Below are 20,283 nucleotides of genomic sequence, written 5' to 3' on the forward strand. Positions count from 1 at the left end.
GAATGGAATTTGAAGTCCGCGAAATGAAGCGTGATGAATGGCGCGAATGGTCGGCCATGCGCCAAACGCTATATGACGGGCTAGATGATGCCGACGCGGAGCGCGAAGCGCTAAAATTCTTGTCCGGCGAAGATAGGGACTTAAAGATCGTGCTGTTAGCCGTGCGAGACACCAAAGCCATTGGTTTTGCGGAACTCTCCGAACGCTCAATTGCGGAAGGGTGTTTTGACGGACCAGTCGCCTACCTAGAGGGCTGGTATATAAAACCAGAATTTCGCCGACTTGGCGTTGGCAAAGCTCTGATTGATGCGGCAATAGATTGGGCAAAATCAAGTCGCTATCCTCATTTGGCTTCTGACGCTGAACTGACAAACATTGATAGTCAGAACGCACATATGGCGTTGGGCTTTGAAGAAGTGGAGCGTGCTGTGCATTTCAGGATGGCCCTCAAATGAACCAAACAGCTCCAAATCCACAGCAAGGCACCGCCAGCGGTTTCCAGCTTGAATTTGCTGACGCGAGCTTTTTTGCACAACTATCCGGCGCGCTGTATTGGCAAGAACACAAGACGCTGTTGGTGGCGGATTTGCACTTGGAGAAAATGTCGTCCTTCGCCAAATCCCGACAGTTCTTGCCACCATATGATACAGGCGCAACGATCAAACGTTTGGCGCAAGACATCGCCAACACAGGCGCGGAGCGGGTGATCTCCCTAGGCGACAGCTTCCATCGAGACGAAGGCACTACAACCCTTAGCGTCCAAGATGCGGACGCGCTTTCAGCGCTCACATCGAAAACAGAATGGATTTGGATCGCGGGCAACCACGACCCATCCGAGCATGAGTTGGGCGGGACGTGCTGCGAAAGTGTCGCGCTGGATGGGCTGACGCTATCACATGAACCCAATGCGGAAATACTGCATCAAGTGGCAGGGCATTTGCACCCAGCGGCGCACGTTAGAATAAATGGGCGATCCATTCGCCGAGCGTGTTTTGTATCAGACAAAAATCGGCTCATTATGCCAGCCTATGGCGTATCGACTGGTAGTCTCAACATACTAAACCCGGCATTTGAACCTGTGATCAATCGGCGTGAAATGAGCATTGCTGTGCTTGGAAAAGATCAAATCTATCCGGTGGCGAAACGGCATTTGATTGGTCGCTAAAACCTGATTTGAAAACCGGTTTTGTTTTGCTTGAACCCAGCTGCTTCGTAAAAGGCTAGGACTTCGTCGCGCTTGCTGCCCGTCATCAACATCAGCTTGTAACATCCTGCATTGGCAGCCCGTTCCGTCGCCTCGGCCAAAATCTGACGGCCATAGCCCAGACGTCGATGATCGCGATGCGTCACCACATTTTCAATTAAGCCAAACGGGCGACAACCGCGTGTTAAGTTGGATAGAATGTATAGCGTGCACACCGCAACGATTGGCCCGTCCAATTCGCCGACAATGATGTGTTGAAGTGGATCATCAATTGCCAAGGCCAACGCATTGCGAAATGCGTGTTCTGAGACCTCGGGGTCATTGGGATGCATGTGTGCATAGACATCTTGCAGAGCGATACTATCGCGAATGGTGGCGTTTCTGATGGTGCATCTCAACATCAGCCCACAAACAACCTTGCGATGATGATCAGAATAAGCGTGAGGCAAACAAGCCACGTCAACACAGCACGCAGCCTTGCATAGGCTTGGGGCACACGACCGCTCATGCCAGCGGCCACATCCCAAATGCCATGAATGGCAAAACCGATCACCAAGATAATCAGGCCGATATTGATCGGCAAGAGCAGGGTGATGAACCCAGCCACCGAGCCGAATGTGCCAACGATATAAGTGAGATCTGTACCCGCGCCGCCCTGCAGCCGAATGCCCCAACGTACGCCGCCGAGAAACGAGAGGATCAATGCGCCATAGCCCACAATCGCACGTTCAAAAACAACGGCTTCAAAGGGTGATAAGTCTGGAAAAATGGTGATGACCAGCCCGAGCAAAAAGGGAATCCAGCCCGCAAGTCCTGCGAACGCCACTGTTCTTGACCAAAATAGAGGTAGGCTATTCACCGCTGAGTTACCTCCTAAACGCGACTCCGCTCAACCACCCTGTAAATATCGCCAGTAAAACGCACACAAGTCCATAGAAAAACGAATAGTCTTTGGCGCTAGACGATAAAAACCTTTCAAAGCCCACTGTCTGTACCGAAAAACGCTGGGCCTTCTTGGCTTTCAGCTTGCCGTCCTGGAACAAATGGGTAATCGCAATGTAATGACCGTTCGGGACATGAGCAGGCAAATCGATGCGGGCAGAGTAGAAGGTATCAGAGTGGAAGGTCACACCGTGTTCGACCTTCTTATAAAGGTTCTGCTCTTCCATCAATCGGATCAACTCTCGGCTAAATTCACCAACCTTTGCGATGTTGCCTGTCGGTTGCAGAAATGGCGCACTGTCGAACGCTAAGCCGTTCACGGACAATTCTTGCCGATCTGCAATTTGGTTCAGCGGCAGATTGGAAATGATGTGAAAGAATGAAGGGAAGTTCTTAAACCCGACTTCTTCGCCATTCAGCCAAATGCCAAATTGATTGGTTTTGCGTCGCGCAACCCGTGTTGATGTTGGTCCCCGCACGGCGATGACAATGTGATAATTATTGGTGATCGCATCGGCAGGTTGGTCGAATGCTTTTTCGATATTGCCGAAAAAGGTAATCTCTTCACCTGAAAAGGTCGAATTGATTGAAATTTGCGGGTCTGAACTGGAGGCGACCAAACGTTGCGCTGCTGCTTCAAACACAAATAAAATCGAAAAGACGATGAAAGCCAAGGCGCGAAAAATCATGCAGCACCCCCTGACAATACCGTCATCGAGAATGGGTCAGCGGGTGTCAGCAACAATGAAAGTGCAAAGCGGATTGCCACAGCCAAAACAATGATGGCAAGGAGCGCACGCAATTGTTCGCCGCGTAAATGTTGCCCGGCAGATGCGCCAAATTGGGCACCAATGACAGACCCGACCATCAGGGAAAAGGCGAGCATAATATCAACGGTTTGGCTGTTGACTGCGTGCAGAATTGTGGTTGCGGCCATAATGGCCAGCACTTGCAGTAAGGATGTGCCAATCACCACAGAACCAGGCACACGCAAAATGTAAATCAGCGCTGGCACCAGAATAAAGCCACCGCCAATACCCAGCAGTGAGCCCAGAAAACCAATGCTGGCGCCGATTAGGACGACAGGTAGCACGCTGACATAAAGATTAGAGCGCTTAAAGCGCACGCGTAGCGGCAAACCATGCACCCAATTGTGTTGCCCGGGCAGTTTGTGCGGCACGGATTTGCCAGCTTTGTGTTTGATGATGGAGCGTACTGCCTCAAACAGCATCAAGCTGCCAATCGAGCCCAAAAAGATCAAATAGCCGAGCGAAATGACAAGGTCGAGTTGCCCGGCTGCGCGCAAAATGCCAAATGTCCAAACGCCGACAAAAGCGCCGCTGATGCCCGATACAATGAGGAAAGACGCAAGTTTGAGATCAATGCCCCCGCGCCGCCAATAAGAAAGTGCGCCTGATGTTGAAGCGGCAACAACTTGGCCGGTAACTGAAGCAACAGCAACCGGTGCGGGAATGCCTGAAAAAATGAGCATGGGCGTGAGCAGAAAGCCGCCACCAACGCCAAACAAACCGGATAAGAAGCCAACCGCGCCGCCAAGCCCAATCAACATAAAGATGTTGAGTGAGATTTCGGCGATGGGCAAATATAATTGCACTAGGGTGCGTCCCGGTTCTAGAGAGCTGTCGTACCTTTGGGTTTAGGCTTACGCCAATACCCTGTCAATCGCCCAAGCCCGGCGAATTGGCCAGTAACCAGCCAATTCGTCATTCGTGAACAGTGTTTAGACGGGTTGGCCGTTCAAAACCGTTAGCAAACGCGGATTGATCTGACCGATTTCACTCATGCCCAACTGGCGTTCAAATTGCCGAATTGCATCGCGGGTCTTTGGTCCCATCACCCCGTCAGGTGTGCCCAACTGGAAGCCAAGCTTGGATAGGGCGATTTGCACACCCAGTACCACCTCGCGTTGATCAATCTCTGGCCCTGGGTTGAAGTTTTTGTCCCATGTGCCGATTGGAGCAAAGTTGCTTGGTAGATCGATCTTAGTCGGCTGCCACGCGGCCAATTCTTGTTTGATGTCGCTCATTTGAGCTGGGTCGAGCGAGCGAGCAACATCATCGCGTGCCTTCTGGGCATCTTTGTCGCCATTTGCTGCTGCAATGGAGAACCACTTAAAGCTTTGCGCAAAGTCTTGGCCGACACCAAGGCCACGAGCATAGAGCATGCCTAGATTGAACTGGCTGTCCAGCACACCGCGTTTCGCAGCTTCTTCAAACCAGCGGGCCGCCGCGCTAAAGTCGCGATCACTATCAGGCCCGCTCGCATAAAGCGCGGCCAAATTGTGCATGCCCATCCGGTTGCCTGCTTCCGCAGCGCGCAAATACCAGAGCTTGGCTTGGTCTAGGTCTTTTTGAATGCCAAGGCCGTGTTCAAAGGCTGTACCCAATCGATATTGAGCGGCCGCAAAGCCAGATGCCGCGGAACGCTCAAACCATTTTACGGCCGCTTGAGAGTCCTTTGGTACCGCCTTGCCCTCGGCAAAGATCATACCCACTTCATATTGTGCGCGTGGATCACCATTGGCTGCGGCTTCACGCAATGCATTTGGCCCTAAGTCCGTTGGCGGCAATTCTACAGCAACTGGTGAGTTGGGAATGCTGGCGGTAACGGTTTCTGTATCAATTTGTTGTGGCGTTGGCGCAACAAGGGCGACTTGCTGCTCGCTCATTGAAGTGGCGCTAGTCATTGCCGTTTCGGTCGGCATTGGCTGCGCTTCTGCCAGCGCGGTTTCAACTTCAGTCAGGCTGATTTGACGCGGCGCTTCGCCAACGCTCGATACGTCAGCCGATTGTGGAATGCCTTGGTCTTTGACGTCTTGACTATTGTCCAGCACCAAATTCGCTGTCATGGCAATAATCGCAACAATGGATGCAGCCAGCAAAATGGGCTGTCTGTTGCGGGTCAAGAAGCTTTCCGGCGCGATGTCGTCATCAGCATTGTCGAGCTTCTTGCCTGCCGCTGCACTCATTTCATCTAGCGCACTACGCGGGCGCGGCGCTTCAGATTTGGATTGTGGTCTTGCCGGTTCTGGACCAACAGATAATGTGCGCACATCGGCGTCATCAAGCTGTTCTTCGTCCTTCAGTTTTGGCTCAATTGCAGGCACTTCGGGCTTCTTGGCCTTTGGTTCTGCATGCTCGACCTTGGCGGGTTCAGCCTTGGCTTTTGCCTTCGGCGGTGTTTCCACCGTTTCCTGAGCAAGCTCATCCTCGGTCTTTGCTTTTGGTTTGAACCGATCAAGCGCACGACCTAGCAGGCCACCGCCGCCAGCCGGCGTGCTTTTGCCTTCGTGGCGCTCAACAGACGCGCGTCTTGCCGCTGCAATAAAGCTTTCGCGGGATTGTTGCGCTGCTGATTTTTCACCGTCAGTGGCTGCGTTGCTAGTGGCAGGTTTGGGCGCAACCTTCGATGGAGTTGGTTCGCTTATTTCGTCAATGCTGGTCGCGAATGCCGATTTCGGTGCTGGTGGAGCCTCCGCATCTTGCAATTGTGGAGCGTTTGGTTTTGCAACTTCTGGCTCAGGCTTCTTCGGCAGTGACTTCGCAACAGTTGGACGTGTTTCAACCGCTTGTGCGCTCCGCTCCGTTTGCTTTGCCGCTGGTGCAACGGGGACAATAGCCTCAACTTCGGACTGAAGTGCCACTGTAGCCTCGACTGGGCGAGGTTGCACTGGCGCGCGCACGGACTTTGGCGCAGTAAGTTCGACCGCAGACATTGCTTCAAGGCGCTTCAAGCTGTTTGAAAGCTTGCTTTCGATACTGCGCAATTTGTCAAACTGGTCATCCGCGACAGGGGCCTGGGCCGCGCTTGGAAGTCCAGAAATTGCTTTGGCAATGCGATCTTCCATCGCCTGCAAGGCATCAAGAGATACCTCCGACCCGCTGTTCACTTCTGAACTTGCATCGCGCAAGTCTTCAAGTGCATCGGTCAAGCGAGCTTCCATTGCCTTAAGTATGACGAATGTTTCAGATGAGTTTTCGTCACTGCCAATTGATGGCCCAACGCTTGCGATGCCTTCAATTGCTCGGGTGATGCGATCTTCCATCGCCTCAAGACGCGAGGTGACATCTTGATAGTCTGATGCACTGCCGGGAACTTGTGATCCGGTTGCAAATTCGTCAAGCCGTGTTTCAAGCGCCGTGAATCTTGGCTCTAGCGCGCTAACCAATTGGCCGCGCAGGCCCTGCATTTCGCGCTTTACATCTTCGCTCAAATGACCTGATTGGCCATTGTCCATTGCAGATAGGCGCTGTGAAACGTTCTCGATTTGCGCCAAAATATTCTGACTTTGGTCATTCTCGCTGCGTTTTTGCATGTCGCTTACCGCGCGCGCGATACCCGCAATGCCCTTTGCAATGGTTTCGATGCTGCCATTTGGCTTTTCGATGCTTTGTTCAAGCGTATCAAATTTCTCATATATGGAGCGGATGCTCTCTTCGATGCGCTGCTGGCGTTCATCGGTTTCTTCATTCGCTTCATGTATTTTGATTTGCTCAATGTGCCCAATCTGGCGCACCTGCAATTCAGCCAAGCGTTCTAGAGCATATTGCAGCCCGTCCAATTGGTCGCCAATCGCAAGCGCTTGCGGCGACTTGTGATCCTCAATCTCAGCGCCCAATTTTGCGATTTGGTTTTCGATACGTGCGAAGTTATCTCGGTTAGGTACCGCGCCCGCAAGGTCGCGAATTGAGCGATGAAGCCCTTCGATCTGGCCAGTTAGTTCAGCGATGTGCGCAGCATTTTGATCTTGTGCATAGGCTGGCTCGCGAACAGGTTCTTGATAGAAAGGCTCAGGCTGAACTTGATCGCGTGCAGATGGTTGTGCATTGCGTTCAAGTTGGCCAGTTGATGCACGAATTTGCGCGATTGCGGCTTCCAGATCATTCTCAGAATGCCGCCTCTTTTTCTTTTTAGATTTCTTCTTCTTCGGCTTTTCTTGCTTGGACCCCAAGCGATCGACAGCCGACCGAACATTTGCCAACGCTTCCTGACGACGCATTTCGAGATCGTTTGCTGCGCTCATCGGGCGCGCAACCGATTGTTTCGGCTGCGGTTCTTGCACATGCTCACCTTCAAACTCTGAAATTTGGTCTTGAACTTGCCCCAGCAAATCTTCAAGCTCGTTCTTGAGCGCATCCCAAGGTTGAGATGCGGAACCAAATTGATTTGCTGACGGCGCGGAGGCCGGATATGGGCGACTTTTTGGCATTTTCTATCCATAAAAAGGGCGAGTTTGGTAAAACCACCCAAATATCTAGTTCTCGAACAGCCCTACCATTCAGCGAACATGGTAAAGAAGCTGTTAACTCTTGACGCAAATTGACTAAAATCGGTGTCGATTCGGTACGCATCGCCGCGTTTGGCACGATCTGGTGGCCCACACCGCCCGAACAACAATTGTTTAGTGAGGAATAAATGGCTCCAAGCGCCGGCGGCGGATACGTCTACACAATTGGTGATTTGGCCGACTTTTTCGGCATTACCCACCGTGCGCTGCGCTTTTATGAAGATAAGGGCATGCTCAAGCCGCGGCGTGTTGGGCAAAAGCGGCTTTATTCCAATAAGGACCGCACAAAACTTCGCCTAATCCTGAACGGCAAGCAGATCGGCATGACCATCCGCGAGATTCAGGAGTTTTTAGAAAGCTATGAATTGCGTGATGGCAACGATGTGCAAATGCGCAAGGCGCTGGCCAAGATCAGATCGCAAAGGTTGCTGCTTAAACAACGTCGCGAAAGCATCGAGATGAGCTTGCAAGAACTCGAACGGGTCGAAAAGATTATTGCAGGAATGGTTGAGGCCGGAACGGCGCTTGATGAGTAGCTCAAAACCATAGGTGGACGCGAAACCTTGCTTGGCGACTTGTTCTTAGCCCATTGTTGCGTTACACCAGATTTATAAGGGCAGCACAGGAAGCTAAATGTCTGTAAATCGCATCATTATTGCCGACGACCATCCACTATTTCGGGCAGCCTTGCGGCAAACAATTGAAGCTGAAAATGGTGCGGATTGCACAATTGAAGAAGCTGGTGATTTAGAAACTCTCACATCGTTGCTTGAGCAAAATCGCGAATGCGATTTGGTTTTGCTTGATTTGGCAATGCCGGGTGTGCGTGGGTTTTCGGGGCTCTTATTGGTGCGCGCACAATATCCTGAAGTGCCAGTGATGATTTGCTCTGCCTCTGATGATGGCGGAACAGTTCGCCGCTCAATTGATTTGGGTGCGTCAGGATTTTTGCCAAAGTCTGTTGGCCCAGAGTCGATCCACACATCCATCAAGACCGTGCTCGATGGCGGCATTTGGGTTCCAGACGGTTTCACATTTGATGAAGAAGACAGCGAAATTGCTGAATACACAAAACGATTGGCAACGCTGACGCCTCAGCAAGTGCGCGTTTTGATGATGTTGTCGGACGGGCTGATGAATAAGCAAATCGCCTATGAATTGTCCGTGTCAGAAGCCACAGTGAAAGCGCACGTATCGGCCATTTTGCAGAAACTCAATGTGGATAGCCGCACCCAAGCGGTGATTGCCGCTTCAAAGCTTGAGCAAGGTCAGATCGATGCCGCAACTGGTGGCTAGGTAGTGCCTGCAATCAGTATGTCTTCAAACTGTTTCTCGCCTGATTGGCTGAATGCGACTATTCGCGAGTTTGGTTCGCGTTTCGCCCAGCCGCGCAAGTAGATTTCGTCCAGAACAGCTTTGCCTAACATTCCCGCCAAGTGTGTACGACGCTCGCTCCAATCAAGGCATTGTCGGCACATGGGTCTGCGGCCTGTGCTGAGCGACGAAAGCTCAATGCCAAAGTTGGAAAAGAAGGTTTCCCCTTCGGCAGACAGTGACAAGTCGTCGCCAGTTTCAATCAAATGACCTCGTTTAATCAGCGCATCATACAGTTGAATGCCCTTATCACCGGCCAGATGATCGTAGCAAACCCGGGCACGTCGGAGCGCTGGGTCACGTGGCCCTGTCCGTGTGCGCAGATGTCCCTTCATGGCGGCTAGATGCATCAAGCTTTCAAGCACAGAGGCAACTTCATCGTCAGTTAGCGCATAGTAGCGATGCCGACCCTGCTTGCGAATGCGCACCAGCCCGCCATCAGCCAGCTTGGCCAAATGCCCACTGGTAGTTTGCGGCGTCACACCTGCTTCTTGCGCCAATTCAGTGGCGGTGAGGGCTTTGCCGCTCATTAGGGCCGAAAGTATGTTGGCGCGTGCTGGGTCGCCGATCAATTGGCCGATGCGGGAAATGTCTGGTCCGTCTTTCATAGTTCGACCATAGCCGAAACATTGATGCACTTCAATATGCGATTGTTGTGGGCAACGAAAGGCAAAATCAATGATCACATGTTTTATCCAGTACCAAATAGACCCGACAAAAAAGGGCCAATTTGAACAATATGCGCGCAATTGGGGGCAGGCGATCCCAAGATGTGGCGCTGACCTGATCGGCTATTACGCACCGCATGAAGGCTCGTCGACGCTCGCCTATGGCGTCTATTCAATCAAAGACTTGGCCGCATACGAACAATATCGTGCGCGACTGTCTGCTGATCCGTTGGGGCGAGAAAATTATGAGTTTGCGCAAAAGGAAAAATTTATACTCAAAGAAGAGCGAACCTTCCTAAAGCTCGCTTCGCTTCCTCATGGAGAGGCGGGTTAATGATCGCAGTGATTTTTGAGGTTTGGCCCGAGCCTGAACACAAGGGCGCCTATTTAGACATAGCTGCGCAACTCAAATTCGAATTGGAACAGATCGATGGGTTCATCTCTGTCGAGCGCTTTCAAAGCCTGACGGATGAGGGCAAAGTGCTTTCGCTTTCTTTCTTTAAAGATGAGGTCGCGGTCAAAGCTTGGCGGAATTTGCCAAGCCACCGCGCAGCGCAAAAAGCGGGACGCGAGCAGCTATTTGCTGGCTATCGGTTGCGCATCGCATCTGTGGTCCGAGACTATAGCAAGTTGGAAAGGGAGCAGGCGCCACTAGATAGTGTCGCTGTTCACGCTCAGAGCTAGGTTAGACGACCAATTAGAGCGCGCAGAGCAGCAGGTTTGACCGGTTTAGGCAGTACGGTGATATCGCGCGCGGCAGCCAGTTCACGCACCTGCGGGGTACGGTCGGCGGTGATCAACACGGCGGGCAAGTGGCCGCCCACATTTTGCCGGAGCCACTCTATCGCGTCCAAACCCGACGTTTGATCTAGGTGGTAGTCCATCAAAACGAGTTCGGGGATCCACCCTTCAAGGGTTGAAGATTGCGAAATGGCCTTAAGAGATTTGGCGGTGCGCACGTCGCACCCCCAACCTGAAAGGAGCGATTGCATAGCGTCCAAAATGTCATCTTCATTGTCGACGCAAAGCACTTGTTTGCCAGCAAATTGCCCTGTGTCTAGAACCACTTGTGGCAGTTCTTCTTTGATTTCAGGTGCAGGTTTTTCTTTTGCTTCGGGCACGTAAATAGAAAAGCGCGAGCCTTTGCCCACTTCGCTTTCAACTTCGAGCTGAAGGTTCAATGTAGAGCAAATGCGCTGGACGATGGATAGTCCTAGTCCCAAGCCAGAGGCGATGCGCGCCCCGGGTTCAAGGCGCGAAAATTCACTGAAAATCAGCGACTGCTGACCCTCGTCAATGCCAATGCCGCTATCAATAATGTCGAGCCTGACTTTGTTGCCTCGCTTGCGGCAGCCCACCAAAACGGAACCGCCTTCTGGTGTATATTTGATCGCGTTTGACACTAAGTTTTGAACCACGCGCGCCACCAGGCGCCTGTCCGTCCGCACGGCACTGTCCGCGCCTACCAAGCGCAACTTGATGTTTTTCTCCGCCGCTGCCGGTTCGAACTCAACGCGCACTTTGCGCAACAATTCGCGGATCGAAAACACAGATGTTGCAGGCTTTAGCGCACCGCTATCGATGCGTGAAATATCCAGCAACGCAGACATGATGTCTTCCACCGCGCCAAGCGAGGCGTCAATATTTTGCGCCAAGCGCGCAAGGTCTGTGCCGTGGGCACGTTCAATCATGGTGGAGGTATAGAGCCGCGCCGCATTGAGGGGTTGAAGCAAGTCGTGGCTGGCAGCCGCCAAAAAGCGCGTCTTGCCGATATTTGCCGCATCAGCTTTGGCGCGCGCTCGTTCAAGTTCGGAATTTAGCAAGGTCAAAGCTTGGGTGCGGTCCTGCACTCTTGCTTCTAGATTTTGGTTGACCCGTGCTAGCTCACGCTCGGCTTCAATTCGGCTAGAAATGTCGGCGTAGCTAATTACCAAACCGCCATCTGGCAAATGATCGGTTCTCACTTCCAAATGCTGTCCCTGGTGCCCAGGGCGCTCGGTGAGCCCGACACTTTTGTCTGCAATTTGCGCCATGCGTGATTTGGCCAATTCGGCGCTATCACCCGGGCCGAAATCGCCGCGTGTCGCCAAAAACGCAATCATTTCGCTCAGGTCAGTTTGTGGCTCTACCATGTGGTCGGGCAGGCCCAAAAGCTCTTGGAATAGTGCGTTGGACAAAACCAATTTGTGGGTGGCATCAAACATGGCGATGCCTTGACCCAAATGATCCACGACGATGCGAAAAGCTGGACCTTCTTGGATATTCGTCAAAAACCTCTCCCAAAAACGCTGGTGCGGTGCGCAAATTTCACTTGGTTTCAGCTAGCACTTTGCAACCACTCAGTGCAATCAAACTCTACGAATCAAGGCTCCTTAGTCGCGACAATGGCAATCAAATGCTGAATATTATCCTGATGTCGGCTTGAATTGTTCTTTCATTCTGTCGCCAAAGATACTGATTTTCCACATGTTTAAGTTGTGTTTTCACCAAAACACAATTTTTAGTTGCATTATGCATGAGGAAAATATACCTATGATAGGCATTGATACCCATAATGCGTAAAAGCACTTAGCCACCTACGTCTTTATACATTTCGGAATTGGCCCAATTACTCAAAGCGCGAATAGGGATCATACTAACTAGGTGCTTTCCGCATCGTATTTTCGCGGGAAGTGGATTTTTTAAAGCGTTATTGAGGAGCAAGGCCATGCAATTTTGTGCACTCCCAAACCGGCTAAGCCCGGTACATTGCAATAAAAGCGGAGGCATTTGATGACCGCCGACATCTACTACCACAATGCCTTCAACAAAGACCGACTGATCCATATCATCGATGGTGACAAAGGAACCTGCGAGGCGCTCGGCGTATTGTTCAGGTTGGAAGGATTTCAAACTGAGACTTCGCAGTCCATTACGCATTTTTTGGCCAAACTTGATCGGCGCTTGCCAGACGTGATCGTAATCAACATGCAAGTGGACGGTGAAGACACCATGCCCACCGTGATGCGAGTTAAATCCATGCGCACCGGCGCACCTGTTTTTATGTTGGCCGACAGTCAGAATGTTGGCGGGGCAGTGGAGGCCATGAAAGCAGGGGCTGCAGATGTAATCTCCAAGCCTATAGACACTGAAAAGCTAGTGCGTGCCGTCCGCGATGCGCTGCGGCGTGACGTGCATATTGGGGCGGTGCAAACGGGTTACCATCGACCAGTGGAGGTGCGCGGGTTCAATCAGCTTACCCCTCGCGAACGCGAAGTGTTGCAACTCATCACCAACGGTCAATCCAACAAAGAGGCAGGACGCGAGTTGGGCATCAGCCCGCGCACGGTTGAGGTGCACCGATCCCGCGTTATGGAAAAGCTGGGCGCTCGAAATACTGCTGATCTTGTCCGCATTGTTCTAACGAGTTGAACCCCTCCCTTTGCTCAAGGAATGCGGACCAGTTGGGTGGCAGTCATGTCACCCAATTTTTGCTTGATCAGGATGCGTCGATGTTGCACGCTGATCGAAATGCCGTTGGGACGACCCGACGTTTATTCTTTTACCTTCCGGGACGACCCGCACGATTTTTTGAAGGGATGTCCCATGTCCAACGCAATCTCCAACATCGCCCAACTCTTGAAGTCGATGTCGCCCAAATTGTCGTCTCAGCGCTATGCTTTCGCAACGACGGATCAACAAACGGCCAACAAACTAGATTGCGAACCCGCAATGCGTTTCCAAGAGGAAGAAGGCGTGACGCTGATCCTGCGCGAAGAAGATGCGATCAGGTTGGGTCTAGACCATGAATTTGTCTGTCAAAGGATTACGCTTACCGTGCATTCGGCTTTGGAAGCGGTGGGTTTTATGGCCGCAATTTCAAACAAGCTAAAAGAAGTCGGCGTGCCGTGCAATGTGGTCGCGGGTTACTACCACGACCACTTGTTTATTCCCATAGACAAGGTGGACACTGCAATGGCAGCACTTGACGAGCTAAGCGCCTAGCCGCCCGTCGTTGGCAAAACCAAATCGCCAGAATTAAGCGCTTGAGCGGTCAGTTGAGACGTGTCGATATTCATCGGTAGGTCCAAATTCTTCCATACGCTCACCAAGGCATCGCGCAGCTCAAACAACATCTCATCTGTGTGCAACGGAGTCGGCGTAATGCGTAAACGCTCAGTGTCTTTTGGCACCGTTGGATAGTTGATCGGTTGTATATAGATGTTGTGCTTGTCCATCAGCATATCGCTGGCCGCTTTGCAGCGTCGGGCGTCGCCAACAATCACAGGTACAATGTGTGTGTTTGTTGGCATCACCGGCAGACCAGCCGCGCCTAAGATTTCTTTGGCGCGTTGTGCTTGGCGCTGTTGGCCTTCGCGTTCAACGGTTGAGGATTTCAAATGCTCGATCGATGCGTGCGCGGCAGCGCACAATGCCGGAGGCAGGGCCGTGGTGAAAATGAATTCAGATGCGTAAGAACGCACGGCGTCCACTATGGGTTGGCTGGCAGTGATATAGCCACCCATAACGCCAAAGGCTTTGGCCATCGTGCCTTCAATAATATCGATGCGCTGCATCAACCCGTCGCGTTCGCAAATACCTGCGCCGCGTGGGCCGTACATGCCAACGGCGTGCACTTCGTCAATATAGGTGAGGGCGTTGAATTCGTCTGCCAAATCTGCAATTTCTTCAATAGGCGCGACGTCGCCATCCATTGAATAGACAGATTCAAACACGATCATTTTAGGGCGATCTTTGCCAGCCGCTTCCAAAATCTCGCGCAAATGCTTCATATCGTTATGGCGAAAAATTTTCTTTTCCATGCCGGATTGTTTCACACCAGCGATCATTGAAGCGTGGTTCAACTGATCCGAGATCACCAAGCAATTTGGGATCAATCGAGCAATAGTTGAAATCGATGCTTCGTTGGAAACAAAGCCAGAAGTGAACACGAGCGCCGCTTCTTTGCGGTGCAAATCGGCCAAGGAGCGTTCAAGCTCTACCAATGGTCGGTTTGTGCCCGCAATATTGCGCGTGCCGCCAGCGCCAGTGCCCAGCTTACCTGCAGTCTCCTGCATGGCCGAGATCACTTTTTGATGCTGGCCCATGCCCAAATAATCATTTGAACACCAAATCGTAATCTCGCGCTCATTGTCTGCACTGTCACGATAAATGGCTTTTGGGAAATGTCCTGCAATTCGTTCTAAATCGGCAAATACTCGATAGCGCTTTTCACGACGCAAAGTATCGATGGCGTCCTCAAACAGTCCGCGATAATCCATCGATTGATACCCCTATCTTCGTGGCCAGAAGCGAAACTAAACCGCTTCCTTGTAGTCAAACTATATTGATCCGCCGATCAGGCAACATGACGCAGGTCAATTGAGCGCATACATTCGTTTTGAATTACATAGTAAAAATCAAATGTATGCAACCCACAGTTTAGATTTAGTCTATTGTTCTCAAATCGCAACCCGTAAATGGCGATTTCCTGATCACGATTTGACTATTCAACAATCAATCGAATGTTAGTCCTCTGGATCAAACTCCAACAAATCGCCGGGCTGGCACTCCAAAACGTCGCAGATTTTGGCCAAGGTCTCAAACCGCATGCCTTTGACCTTGCCCGTTTTGATCATGGAAAGGTTTTGCTCGGAAAGCTCAACCGCTTTGGCTAAGTCTTTCAGCTTCATTTTGCGCTTTGCCAACATCACGTCCAAATTGACAATGATTTTCATAACTCTGTCCGCCTAGATGAAGCTCTTGTTTTCTTCATACGCTGCTTGGCCAACACTGAAGATTTGCGCCGCCACCAGCATCACCAGGGCGGTGAATAGGGATGAAACGAAGTCGGTTGTGACGCCAATCTCAAAACTGAATTGCCCGGTTGTTAGTTGCATCCGCATCAATGCAAATGCAATCGGCCCAACAATAGCCTCGTACAGAACAATAGCAAGTGTTGCCACAGCAAATTGCTTAAACCCAACTACGCTTTTGGCAGATAGCCATTGCCCCATTGAAGCTTCGGATAGTGTTTTTTGGATTGCAAAAAGACCATAACAAAAGAGGACGAAATATCCGACGGCAAAAGCGAATAATAAGGCACGAATGCCTGGTGTCATCTGACCTTTTTCAACGATAATTTGGTTGGTGCCAAACACTTCCAACTCAAATTCATCAGTTAGCCCGATCAATATTAATGCCACGATTGGCAGGATAATCGCGAACGGCCAAATCAAGCGCCCAAGAATTCCGGCAAGGTGACTGATCGTTTTTGGTGACATAATTCTTTCCTCTAAATTTAAATAAAACGAGTAATAGTTGAATTATGAGAAGTCAAACGTGAAAGCTCTTGCCGATCAAGAATTTGGCATTTCTATACTCAATGTTGGGTGCTGGGAACGATGATGTGCGCAAAAACAAATGCAGGATTGCGTCGTCGTCTGGTTTCGGATCCTTGCAATTCAAGCATATTGCATGGTTCTTTTTGCCACGAAGCCAAGCCGAATTTGCCGACAATATTGCCCTAATTGGGATTTCTACCTATTGATACTCTGTCGGTTGTCAGTCGCAGCCATCAGACGTTGTAAAGAATTGGATGTTGGGGTGAGAAATTGCGGATAAATGTCGCTGGTATACGCGAAAAGCTTTCGCTCAGATTTGAACCCAAATGGTTCGAGTTGGTGCGTCGACATGAGCGGCGCCGCGCCATCAAACGACTGCACAAAGTTGCTCCAACCTATGTGGGTGTGACAGGCAGCTGTGGAAAGTCGTCTACTACCAGATTGCTTGGACAGGTCTTAGCCAAAGGATATTCGCAAGTCACTCAAGTTGGTTACGCCAACAATCAGGAACGCTATGCCTATCGATCACTGCGCAAAATGCCTGCGAGTTGCGAAACGGTCGTGCAAGAACTTCATGGGGGCGCGCCTGGATATCTCGACTATCTGGTTGAACACATTCCTCTCAATGTGGCGATATTGACTTCAATAGGGACAGACCATGCAAAAGCGTTTGATAATGCGCAAGACATTGCGAAAGAGAAAAGCAAGATTGTCGACGCATTGTTGCCAGGTGGTGTTGCATGCCTAAACATTGACAGCGAACCAGTTGAAGCCATTGCAGGTACAATTCGACCAGACGTTCGCTGCATTACGGTCAGTGCAAAAAAGGACGCAGATGTTTCAGCAGAAGTGATTCATGCGGACTGGAAACGACGGCTTCGGTTTAATCTAAAATTGGACGGCAAGGTTATTGACGTTCAGACCCGATTTGCCGGCACGATAGGGTTGACGAACATCTTGCTGGTGATCGCTGCCGTTCATGGGATGGGACTGGATATTGCCCCGGCCCTAAAAGTCATTTCGGAATACGAACCTAGCGAAAACCGGATGAACATCCGACAGGCGGCAAATGGCCGTTATTTCCTCCTCGATGCTTTTAAGGCCTCGCTTTGGTCGTCAAAAATGTTGGCAGATGATTTGGCCAATATTCGTTCCGGTCCGATTGTTGCGGTAGTCGGTCAGCTTTCAGAAACAGGCAGCAGTGGTTCAGTAAGGTATCGGCAGTTTATTCGCCGACTTGAGCCCCACTGCGACGCAATCATTGGCACATCTGGTGCACTGAGTTCCGCTAGAAAGCGACAGCATAGCGACCCGGAGTCAAACATTGTTGGTTGTGAAACGATAGACGATATTTTGGTGGAGCTTGAGAAGTATCCCGACGCGTTGGTGTTGTTGAAATCGGCAAGCGTTGCAAAATTGTGGCGCGTATATGCCGCCAGCAACGAGCCAATATCTTGTAAGTTGACCCATTGTCGAATGGTTTCGAATTGTCAGAACTGCAGTATGCTGCGAGCTTGATGTTCAACACCGTATTTCTCTCTTTTGCGTCTACATAGAATGGGCTTGGGTTGCACGATGAAATCGAAAGAAGCTAACTGTCCGTGCTAAAACAACAATTTGCAGCATTTGCCGAAGCTCTTTCGGAAAAACTTGGGCCTAAATGGTTTCGATTGGTTCGCCCAATTGAGAGGCAGCGCGCATTGAGAAAACTGCGCGAAAAGTCGCCATTCCTGATTGGAATAACTGGCAGCAGCGGCAAGTCGACGGTTTCACGGCTACTCGGTGAAATATTGAGCGAGGGATATGATCGCGATGTCCATCTTGGCCACATAAATAATACTGAAAGAAGTGTGTATCGCACACTGCGCAAAATAACGCGTAGCAATCAAACAATTGTTCAAGAAATTTCTGCAGGCGGTGGACCTGGATACCTAGATTATCTCGTCGACAATATTCCATTGGATGTCGCGGTATTGACGGCAATTGGAAGTGAACACGAAGAGTATTTTCCCTCACACGATCATATCGCAGTCGAAAAAGAGAAAATTGTGACGGCTTTGGCTTCAGGAGGAATTGCGTGCCTGAACGTCGATGATGAAAATGTGCGAAAGATTGCGCAAACAATACGCAAGGATGTGCGTTTGATTAGCGTTAGCTCGAAGCAGGAAGCCGATGTTCGGGCTGTTGTTAAGACAACAAACTGGAAGGATCGATTGAGTTTTGATCTTGAAATCGCAGGAGCGCGCTATTTTGTTCAAACAAGGTTCGTTGGTACCATTGTCTTGCCTACAATACTGCTCGTCTTTGCTGTTCTTCATGGGTTAGGGCTTCCGCTTGAAGCCGCCATTAGAAAACTCGAAGAAATCGAACCTATTGAAAATAGGGGTGATATTGGCGTTGCCAAAAGCGGCCACACTTTTTTTCTAGATTCATATAAGTCTCCATATTGGTCGACGCATGCCTTTTTTGAGGACCTTCCGAACCTAACCGAGGGGAAGATAGTTTTGGTCCAGGGCGACGTCTTTTTTATCGGAGAAAATGAGTTCCAAAAACATGTTGAGTTACTTGAGCATGCATTGCAAACGGCAGACTTGGTAATCGGAACTGGCAGTTCCTTTGCTGCGGCTAGCAAGATGCAAACAGAGCAGGGAAACAATAGAATAGTTGCCTGTAGAACTATCGACGAGGTCGTGGAATGCCTTCGCCCTCATAAAGATGCACTTATAGTTCTGAAGTCAGCTAGGAAATCCAAACTTTGGCGCGCTTACCAAGCATTCAATGAGGATGTGGCGTGCAAGGCGTTGACATGCATGTTGAAAACAGAATGTAGCCGTTGCACGCACTTAAACGGTTGACTTGTCACATCAATTCTTGAACCAACTCATCGCCTAATCGCAAGACTTCGTCCACCAAGCCATCATCTTGACCCGGCACACTGCGCGCGCCGACAAAGCACGGCCGGATAGCGAGCACTTCGTCGACTTTGGTGGTGCTCGGGATATATTCATTGCCACGCACCAACCGGCGGTGAATGCGCTGGTTGAAAGTGTTCAGATCGTCAATACCCGGCGCAATGTAGCGGAAACAACAAATCGACAAACTTGGCTCTAGCACCAGTTCAAGTCTGCTGTCGGCACGCACCCGTTCGGCGACGCGTTGCGCCATATCATTATGACGTTTTACCCGATCCCGCATGCCCTCCACACCAATCTCTTTCAGCATCGCCCACACCGCAACACCGCGAGGCGGGGCGCTCAATTCAACACCAAAGTCAAAATACGGAATGCCAAAATCATCCATTGAGTGGGAAGGGGCGTTTGCGCCATCTTGATGGTCAACTGAACCTTCCAAATAGTCCGCGGGCTCTTGTGTGAATGCGCGGTGCAAGATTTCGCGGTCGCGAATAAATGTTGCAGCAACGCCAACGCATGCGCCCAACCATTTATGTGGGTCAACAATAACGCTGTCTGCAAGCTCTAGTCCTTCGTAGAGCTGGGCAATGCGCTCGTCCAAAATGCCTGGCAGGCCATAGGCCCCGTCGATGTGGAACCAGATTTTGTTGGCACGCGCAATTTCACCAATTGCTTTGATTGGGTCGATCGCTCCGGTGTTGGTGCTGCCGGTATTAGCCACGATGGCGACAGGCAAGATGTTTGCCGCTAAGTCTTGTTCGATTGCCTCGCGCAGGGCCTCTGGGCGCATGCGTTTTTGCTCGTCGCATTCAATCAACCGAACTGACCGACGCCCCAGCCCTAAAACTCCGGCTGAACGTTGGATTGTGTGGTGGCATTCTGCGCTGGCATAAATCCGCGTTGGGCGATCAACGCCCTCGGCTGCCACATCGTGCCCAACTTGCTCGAACGCCCATTGCCTTGCGCCACCCAACGCGATCAGGTTGGCCACAGAGCCGCCCGTCGAATAAACGCCCTTCATCCTCGAAACGCCGCACATTTGGGCCAGCCAATTCAGTGAAAGCTCTTCCAAATAGTTGAACGCGTTTAAAGTATATCGTTGAGGGGAGCCGATTGACCCGGCGGCCGACGCTATTGCAGATGCCGTGGTGCCACCTGTGGTAATGAATGAAGTGAAGCCAGGTCTCACAATCGCAGAGCCATTGGCAATCACATCTGTGACAAGTTGTTCGCTCACGGCTTCGATGCCCACACCTTTTTGGGGGATGGGTTCATTCAGTTTTTCGCGCCAATTTGAGCCGTTTGCCAAAGCGTCTGGATGCTCGAATTTCAAAAACTCATCTAGTCCGGAACCAATCTTGGAGAGGTAGGTTTGAAATTGGCCGGTTTCAGCGAAATCTTTGGACATAACTATTTTGCAATTCAAATGGTTGGATTCGAGTGGTGCGACAGTTGAGCGTTATGCTGAGGAAAATTCAATAGCAATCATGTTTAGCGCGAAAATTGGTCGGGCGAGCCATTTTGTCTTGTTACAAAAACGTTTCGAAAACAT

Annotated in this window: 21 protein-coding genes; 10 read left to right on the forward strand and 11 right to left on the reverse strand. The window is 50.8% G+C overall.

Features of this window, described 5'->3' with window-relative positions:
- Positions 1-2: 2 nt before the first annotated feature.
- Both QQL65_RS09035 and pdeM read left to right on the forward strand, forming a co-directional pair.
- Positions 3-455 carry a GNAT family N-acetyltransferase gene (locus QQL65_RS09035; protein ID WP_284363814.1) on the forward strand — a complete coding sequence of 151 codons (453 nt, stop codon included), beginning with the start codon at positions 3-5 and terminating at the stop codon, positions 453-455.
- Positions 452-1,165, forward strand: a complete 714-nt coding sequence (gene pdeM, locus QQL65_RS09040; protein WP_284363817.1) for a ligase-associated DNA damage response endonuclease PdeM — start codon at positions 452-454, stop codon at positions 1,163-1,165. The genes QQL65_RS09035 and pdeM overlap by 4 nt, the downstream gene beginning before the upstream one ends.
- On the opposite strand, the gene QQL65_RS09045 is transcribed toward pdeM, so the two are convergent.
- From QQL65_RS09045 to QQL65_RS09065, 5 genes are all read right to left on the reverse strand, one after another.
- The gene (locus QQL65_RS09045; RefSeq protein WP_284363819.1) at positions 1,162-1,605 is read right to left on the reverse strand and encodes a GNAT family N-acetyltransferase; all 444 of its coding nucleotides are present in this window, start codon (positions 1,603-1,605) and stop codon (positions 1,162-1,164) included. The genes pdeM and QQL65_RS09045 overlap by 4 nt on opposite strands.
- Entirely contained in the window at positions 1,605-2,063 is a 459-nt protein-coding gene (locus QQL65_RS09050) for a DUF3429 domain-containing protein (protein ID WP_284363821.1), read from the reverse strand. Before QQL65_RS09050 ends, QQL65_RS09045 begins: the two co-directional genes overlap by 1 nt.
- A 7-nt stretch (positions 2,064-2,070) precedes the next feature.
- The gene (locus tag QQL65_RS09055; RefSeq protein ID WP_284363823.1) at positions 2,071-2,835 is read right to left on the reverse strand and encodes a TIGR02186 family protein; all 765 of its coding nucleotides are present in this window, start codon (positions 2,833-2,835) and stop codon (positions 2,071-2,073) included.
- Positions 2,832-3,761 (reverse strand): sulfite exporter TauE/SafE family protein, encoded by a 930-nt coding sequence (locus QQL65_RS09060; protein ID WP_284363824.1) that lies wholly within the window; start codon positions 3,759-3,761, stop codon positions 2,832-2,834. Before QQL65_RS09060 ends, QQL65_RS09055 begins: the two co-directional genes overlap by 4 nt.
- Before the next feature lie 126 nt (positions 3,762-3,887).
- Positions 3,888-7,376, reverse strand: coding sequence for a peptidoglycan-binding protein (locus tag QQL65_RS09065; RefSeq protein ID WP_284363826.1), 3,489 nt, complete (start codon positions 7,374-7,376; stop codon positions 3,888-3,890).
- A 206-nt stretch (positions 7,377-7,582) separates the two neighbouring features.
- Between QQL65_RS09065 and QQL65_RS09070 the strand changes: the two genes are divergently transcribed.
- Positions 7,583-7,990, forward strand: coding sequence for a MerR family transcriptional regulator (locus QQL65_RS09070; protein ID WP_284363828.1), 408 nt, complete (start codon positions 7,583-7,585; stop codon positions 7,988-7,990).
- Positions 7,991-8,087: 97 nt separating this feature from the next.
- A complete protein-coding gene (locus QQL65_RS09075; protein WP_284363830.1) occupies positions 8,088-8,750 on the forward strand; it encodes a response regulator in 663 nt (220 codons plus the stop codon).
- Here QQL65_RS09075 and QQL65_RS09080 read toward each other — a convergent pair.
- Positions 8,747-9,436 (reverse strand): ArsR/SmtB family transcription factor, encoded by a 690-nt coding sequence (locus QQL65_RS09080; RefSeq protein ID WP_284363832.1) that lies wholly within the window; start codon positions 9,434-9,436, stop codon positions 8,747-8,749. The two genes, QQL65_RS09075 and QQL65_RS09080, sit on opposite strands and share 4 nt — an antisense overlap.
- 70 nt (positions 9,437-9,506) lie before the next feature.
- Here QQL65_RS09080 and QQL65_RS09085 point away from each other — a divergent pair, with 70 nt between their 5' ends.
- Positions 9,507-9,830, forward strand: a complete 324-nt coding sequence (locus QQL65_RS09085) for an NIPSNAP family protein (RefSeq protein ID WP_284363834.1) — start codon at positions 9,507-9,509, stop codon at positions 9,828-9,830.
- Positions 9,830-10,180 carry an antibiotic biosynthesis monooxygenase family protein gene (locus tag QQL65_RS09090; RefSeq protein WP_284363836.1) on the forward strand — a complete coding sequence of 117 codons (351 nt, stop codon included), beginning with the start codon at positions 9,830-9,832 and terminating at the stop codon, positions 10,178-10,180. Before QQL65_RS09085 ends, QQL65_RS09090 begins: the two co-directional genes overlap by 1 nt.
- Here QQL65_RS09090 and QQL65_RS09095 read toward each other — a convergent pair.
- On the reverse strand, positions 10,177-11,766 hold the full coding sequence (locus tag QQL65_RS09095) for a hybrid sensor histidine kinase/response regulator (RefSeq protein ID WP_284363837.1): 1,590 nt from the start codon (positions 11,764-11,766) through the stop codon (positions 10,177-10,179). The genes QQL65_RS09090 and QQL65_RS09095 overlap by 4 nt on opposite strands.
- Before the next feature lie 502 nt (positions 11,767-12,268).
- Between QQL65_RS09095 and QQL65_RS09100 the strand changes: the two genes are divergently transcribed.
- Together QQL65_RS09100 and QQL65_RS09105 are read left to right on the forward strand one after the other, a co-directional pair.
- Positions 12,269-12,907, forward strand: coding sequence for a response regulator transcription factor (locus QQL65_RS09100; protein ID WP_284363838.1), 639 nt, complete (start codon positions 12,269-12,271; stop codon positions 12,905-12,907).
- Positions 12,908-13,081: 174 nt separating this feature from the next.
- Entirely contained in the window at positions 13,082-13,480 is a 399-nt protein-coding gene (locus QQL65_RS09105; protein WP_284363839.1) for an ACT domain-containing protein, read from the forward strand.
- Here the strand turns inward: QQL65_RS09105 and hemA are convergent.
- The 3 genes from hemA to QQL65_RS09120 form a co-directional block, all read right to left on the reverse strand.
- Positions 13,477-14,757 (reverse strand): 5-aminolevulinate synthase, encoded by a 1,281-nt coding sequence (gene hemA, locus QQL65_RS09110; RefSeq protein ID WP_348529142.1) that lies wholly within the window; start codon positions 14,755-14,757, stop codon positions 13,477-13,479. The two genes, QQL65_RS09105 and hemA, sit on opposite strands and share 4 nt — an antisense overlap.
- Before the next feature lie 246 nt (positions 14,758-15,003).
- Positions 15,004-15,213 (reverse strand): helix-turn-helix domain-containing protein, encoded by a 210-nt coding sequence (locus QQL65_RS09115; RefSeq protein WP_284363841.1) that lies wholly within the window; start codon positions 15,211-15,213, stop codon positions 15,004-15,006.
- A gap of 12 nt (positions 15,214-15,225) precedes the next feature.
- Positions 15,226-15,759, reverse strand: a complete 534-nt coding sequence (locus QQL65_RS09120; RefSeq protein WP_284363842.1) for a DUF2975 domain-containing protein — start codon at positions 15,757-15,759, stop codon at positions 15,226-15,228.
- 330 nt (positions 15,760-16,089) lie between these two features.
- Here QQL65_RS09120 and QQL65_RS09125 point away from each other — a divergent pair, with 330 nt between their 5' ends.
- Together QQL65_RS09125 and QQL65_RS09130 are read left to right on the forward strand one after the other, a co-directional pair.
- The gene (locus QQL65_RS09125; RefSeq protein WP_284363843.1) at positions 16,090-17,337 is read left to right on the forward strand and encodes a Mur ligase family protein; all 1,248 of its coding nucleotides are present in this window, start codon (positions 16,090-16,092) and stop codon (positions 17,335-17,337) included.
- A gap of 83 nt (positions 17,338-17,420) precedes the next feature.
- Positions 17,421-18,674: a Mur ligase family protein gene (locus tag QQL65_RS09130; protein WP_284363845.1), complete on the forward strand. Its 1,254-nt coding sequence runs from the start codon at positions 17,421-17,423 to the stop codon at positions 18,672-18,674.
- A gap of 4 nt (positions 18,675-18,678) precedes the next feature.
- On the opposite strand, the gene QQL65_RS09135 is transcribed toward QQL65_RS09130, so the two are convergent.
- On the reverse strand, positions 18,679-20,139 hold the full coding sequence (locus QQL65_RS09135; protein WP_284363847.1) for a pyridoxal phosphate-dependent decarboxylase family protein: 1,461 nt from the start codon (positions 20,137-20,139) through the stop codon (positions 18,679-18,681).
- Between the last annotated feature and the right edge of the window lie 144 nt (positions 20,140-20,283).

Source organism: Maritalea porphyrae, assembly GCF_030159895.1.
Classification (GTDB): domain Bacteria; phylum Pseudomonadota; class Alphaproteobacteria; order Rhizobiales; family Devosiaceae; genus Maritalea; species Maritalea porphyrae.

Coding starts and splice junctions, on each gene's coding strand:
- QQL65_RS09035 (WP_284363814.1), top strand. CDS start 3: ATGGAATTTGAAGTCCGCGAAATGAAGCGTGATGAATGGCGCGAATGG.
- pdeM (WP_284363817.1), top strand. CDS start 452: ATGAACCAAACAGCTCCAAATCCACAGCAAGGCACCGCCAGCGGTTTC.
- QQL65_RS09045 (WP_284363819.1), bottom strand. CDS start 1,605: ATGTTGAGATGCACCATCAGAAACGCCACCATTCGCGATAGTATCGCT.
- QQL65_RS09055 (WP_284363823.1), bottom strand. CDS start 2,835: ATGATTTTTCGCGCCTTGGCTTTCATCGTCTTTTCGATTTTATTTGTG.
- QQL65_RS09065 (WP_284363826.1), bottom strand. CDS start 7,376: ATGCCAAAAAGTCGCCCATATCCGGCCTCCGCGCCGTCAGCAAATCAA.
- QQL65_RS09070 (WP_284363828.1), top strand. CDS start 7,583: ATGGCTCCAAGCGCCGGCGGCGGATACGTCTACACAATTGGTGATTTG.
- QQL65_RS09075 (WP_284363830.1), top strand. CDS start 8,088: ATGTCTGTAAATCGCATCATTATTGCCGACGACCATCCACTATTTCGG.
- QQL65_RS09080 (WP_284363832.1), bottom strand. CDS start 9,436: ATGAAAGACGGACCAGACATTTCCCGCATCGGCCAATTGATCGGCGAC.
- QQL65_RS09085 (WP_284363834.1), top strand. CDS start 9,507: ATGATCACATGTTTTATCCAGTACCAAATAGACCCGACAAAAAAGGGC.
- QQL65_RS09090 (WP_284363836.1), top strand. CDS start 9,830: ATGATCGCAGTGATTTTTGAGGTTTGGCCCGAGCCTGAACACAAGGGC.
- QQL65_RS09100 (WP_284363838.1), top strand. CDS start 12,269: ATGACCGCCGACATCTACTACCACAATGCCTTCAACAAAGACCGACTG.
- QQL65_RS09105 (WP_284363839.1), top strand. CDS start 13,082: ATGTCCAACGCAATCTCCAACATCGCCCAACTCTTGAAGTCGATGTCG.
- hemA (WP_348529142.1), bottom strand. CDS start 14,757: ATGGATTATCGCGGACTGTTTGAGGACGCCATCGATACTTTGCGTCGT.
- QQL65_RS09115 (WP_284363841.1), bottom strand. CDS start 15,213: ATGAAAATCATTGTCAATTTGGACGTGATGTTGGCAAAGCGCAAAATG.
- QQL65_RS09120 (WP_284363842.1), bottom strand. CDS start 15,759: ATGTCACCAAAAACGATCAGTCACCTTGCCGGAATTCTTGGGCGCTTG.
- QQL65_RS09135 (WP_284363847.1), bottom strand. CDS start 20,139: ATGTCCAAAGATTTCGCTGAAACCGGCCAATTTCAAACCTACCTCTCC.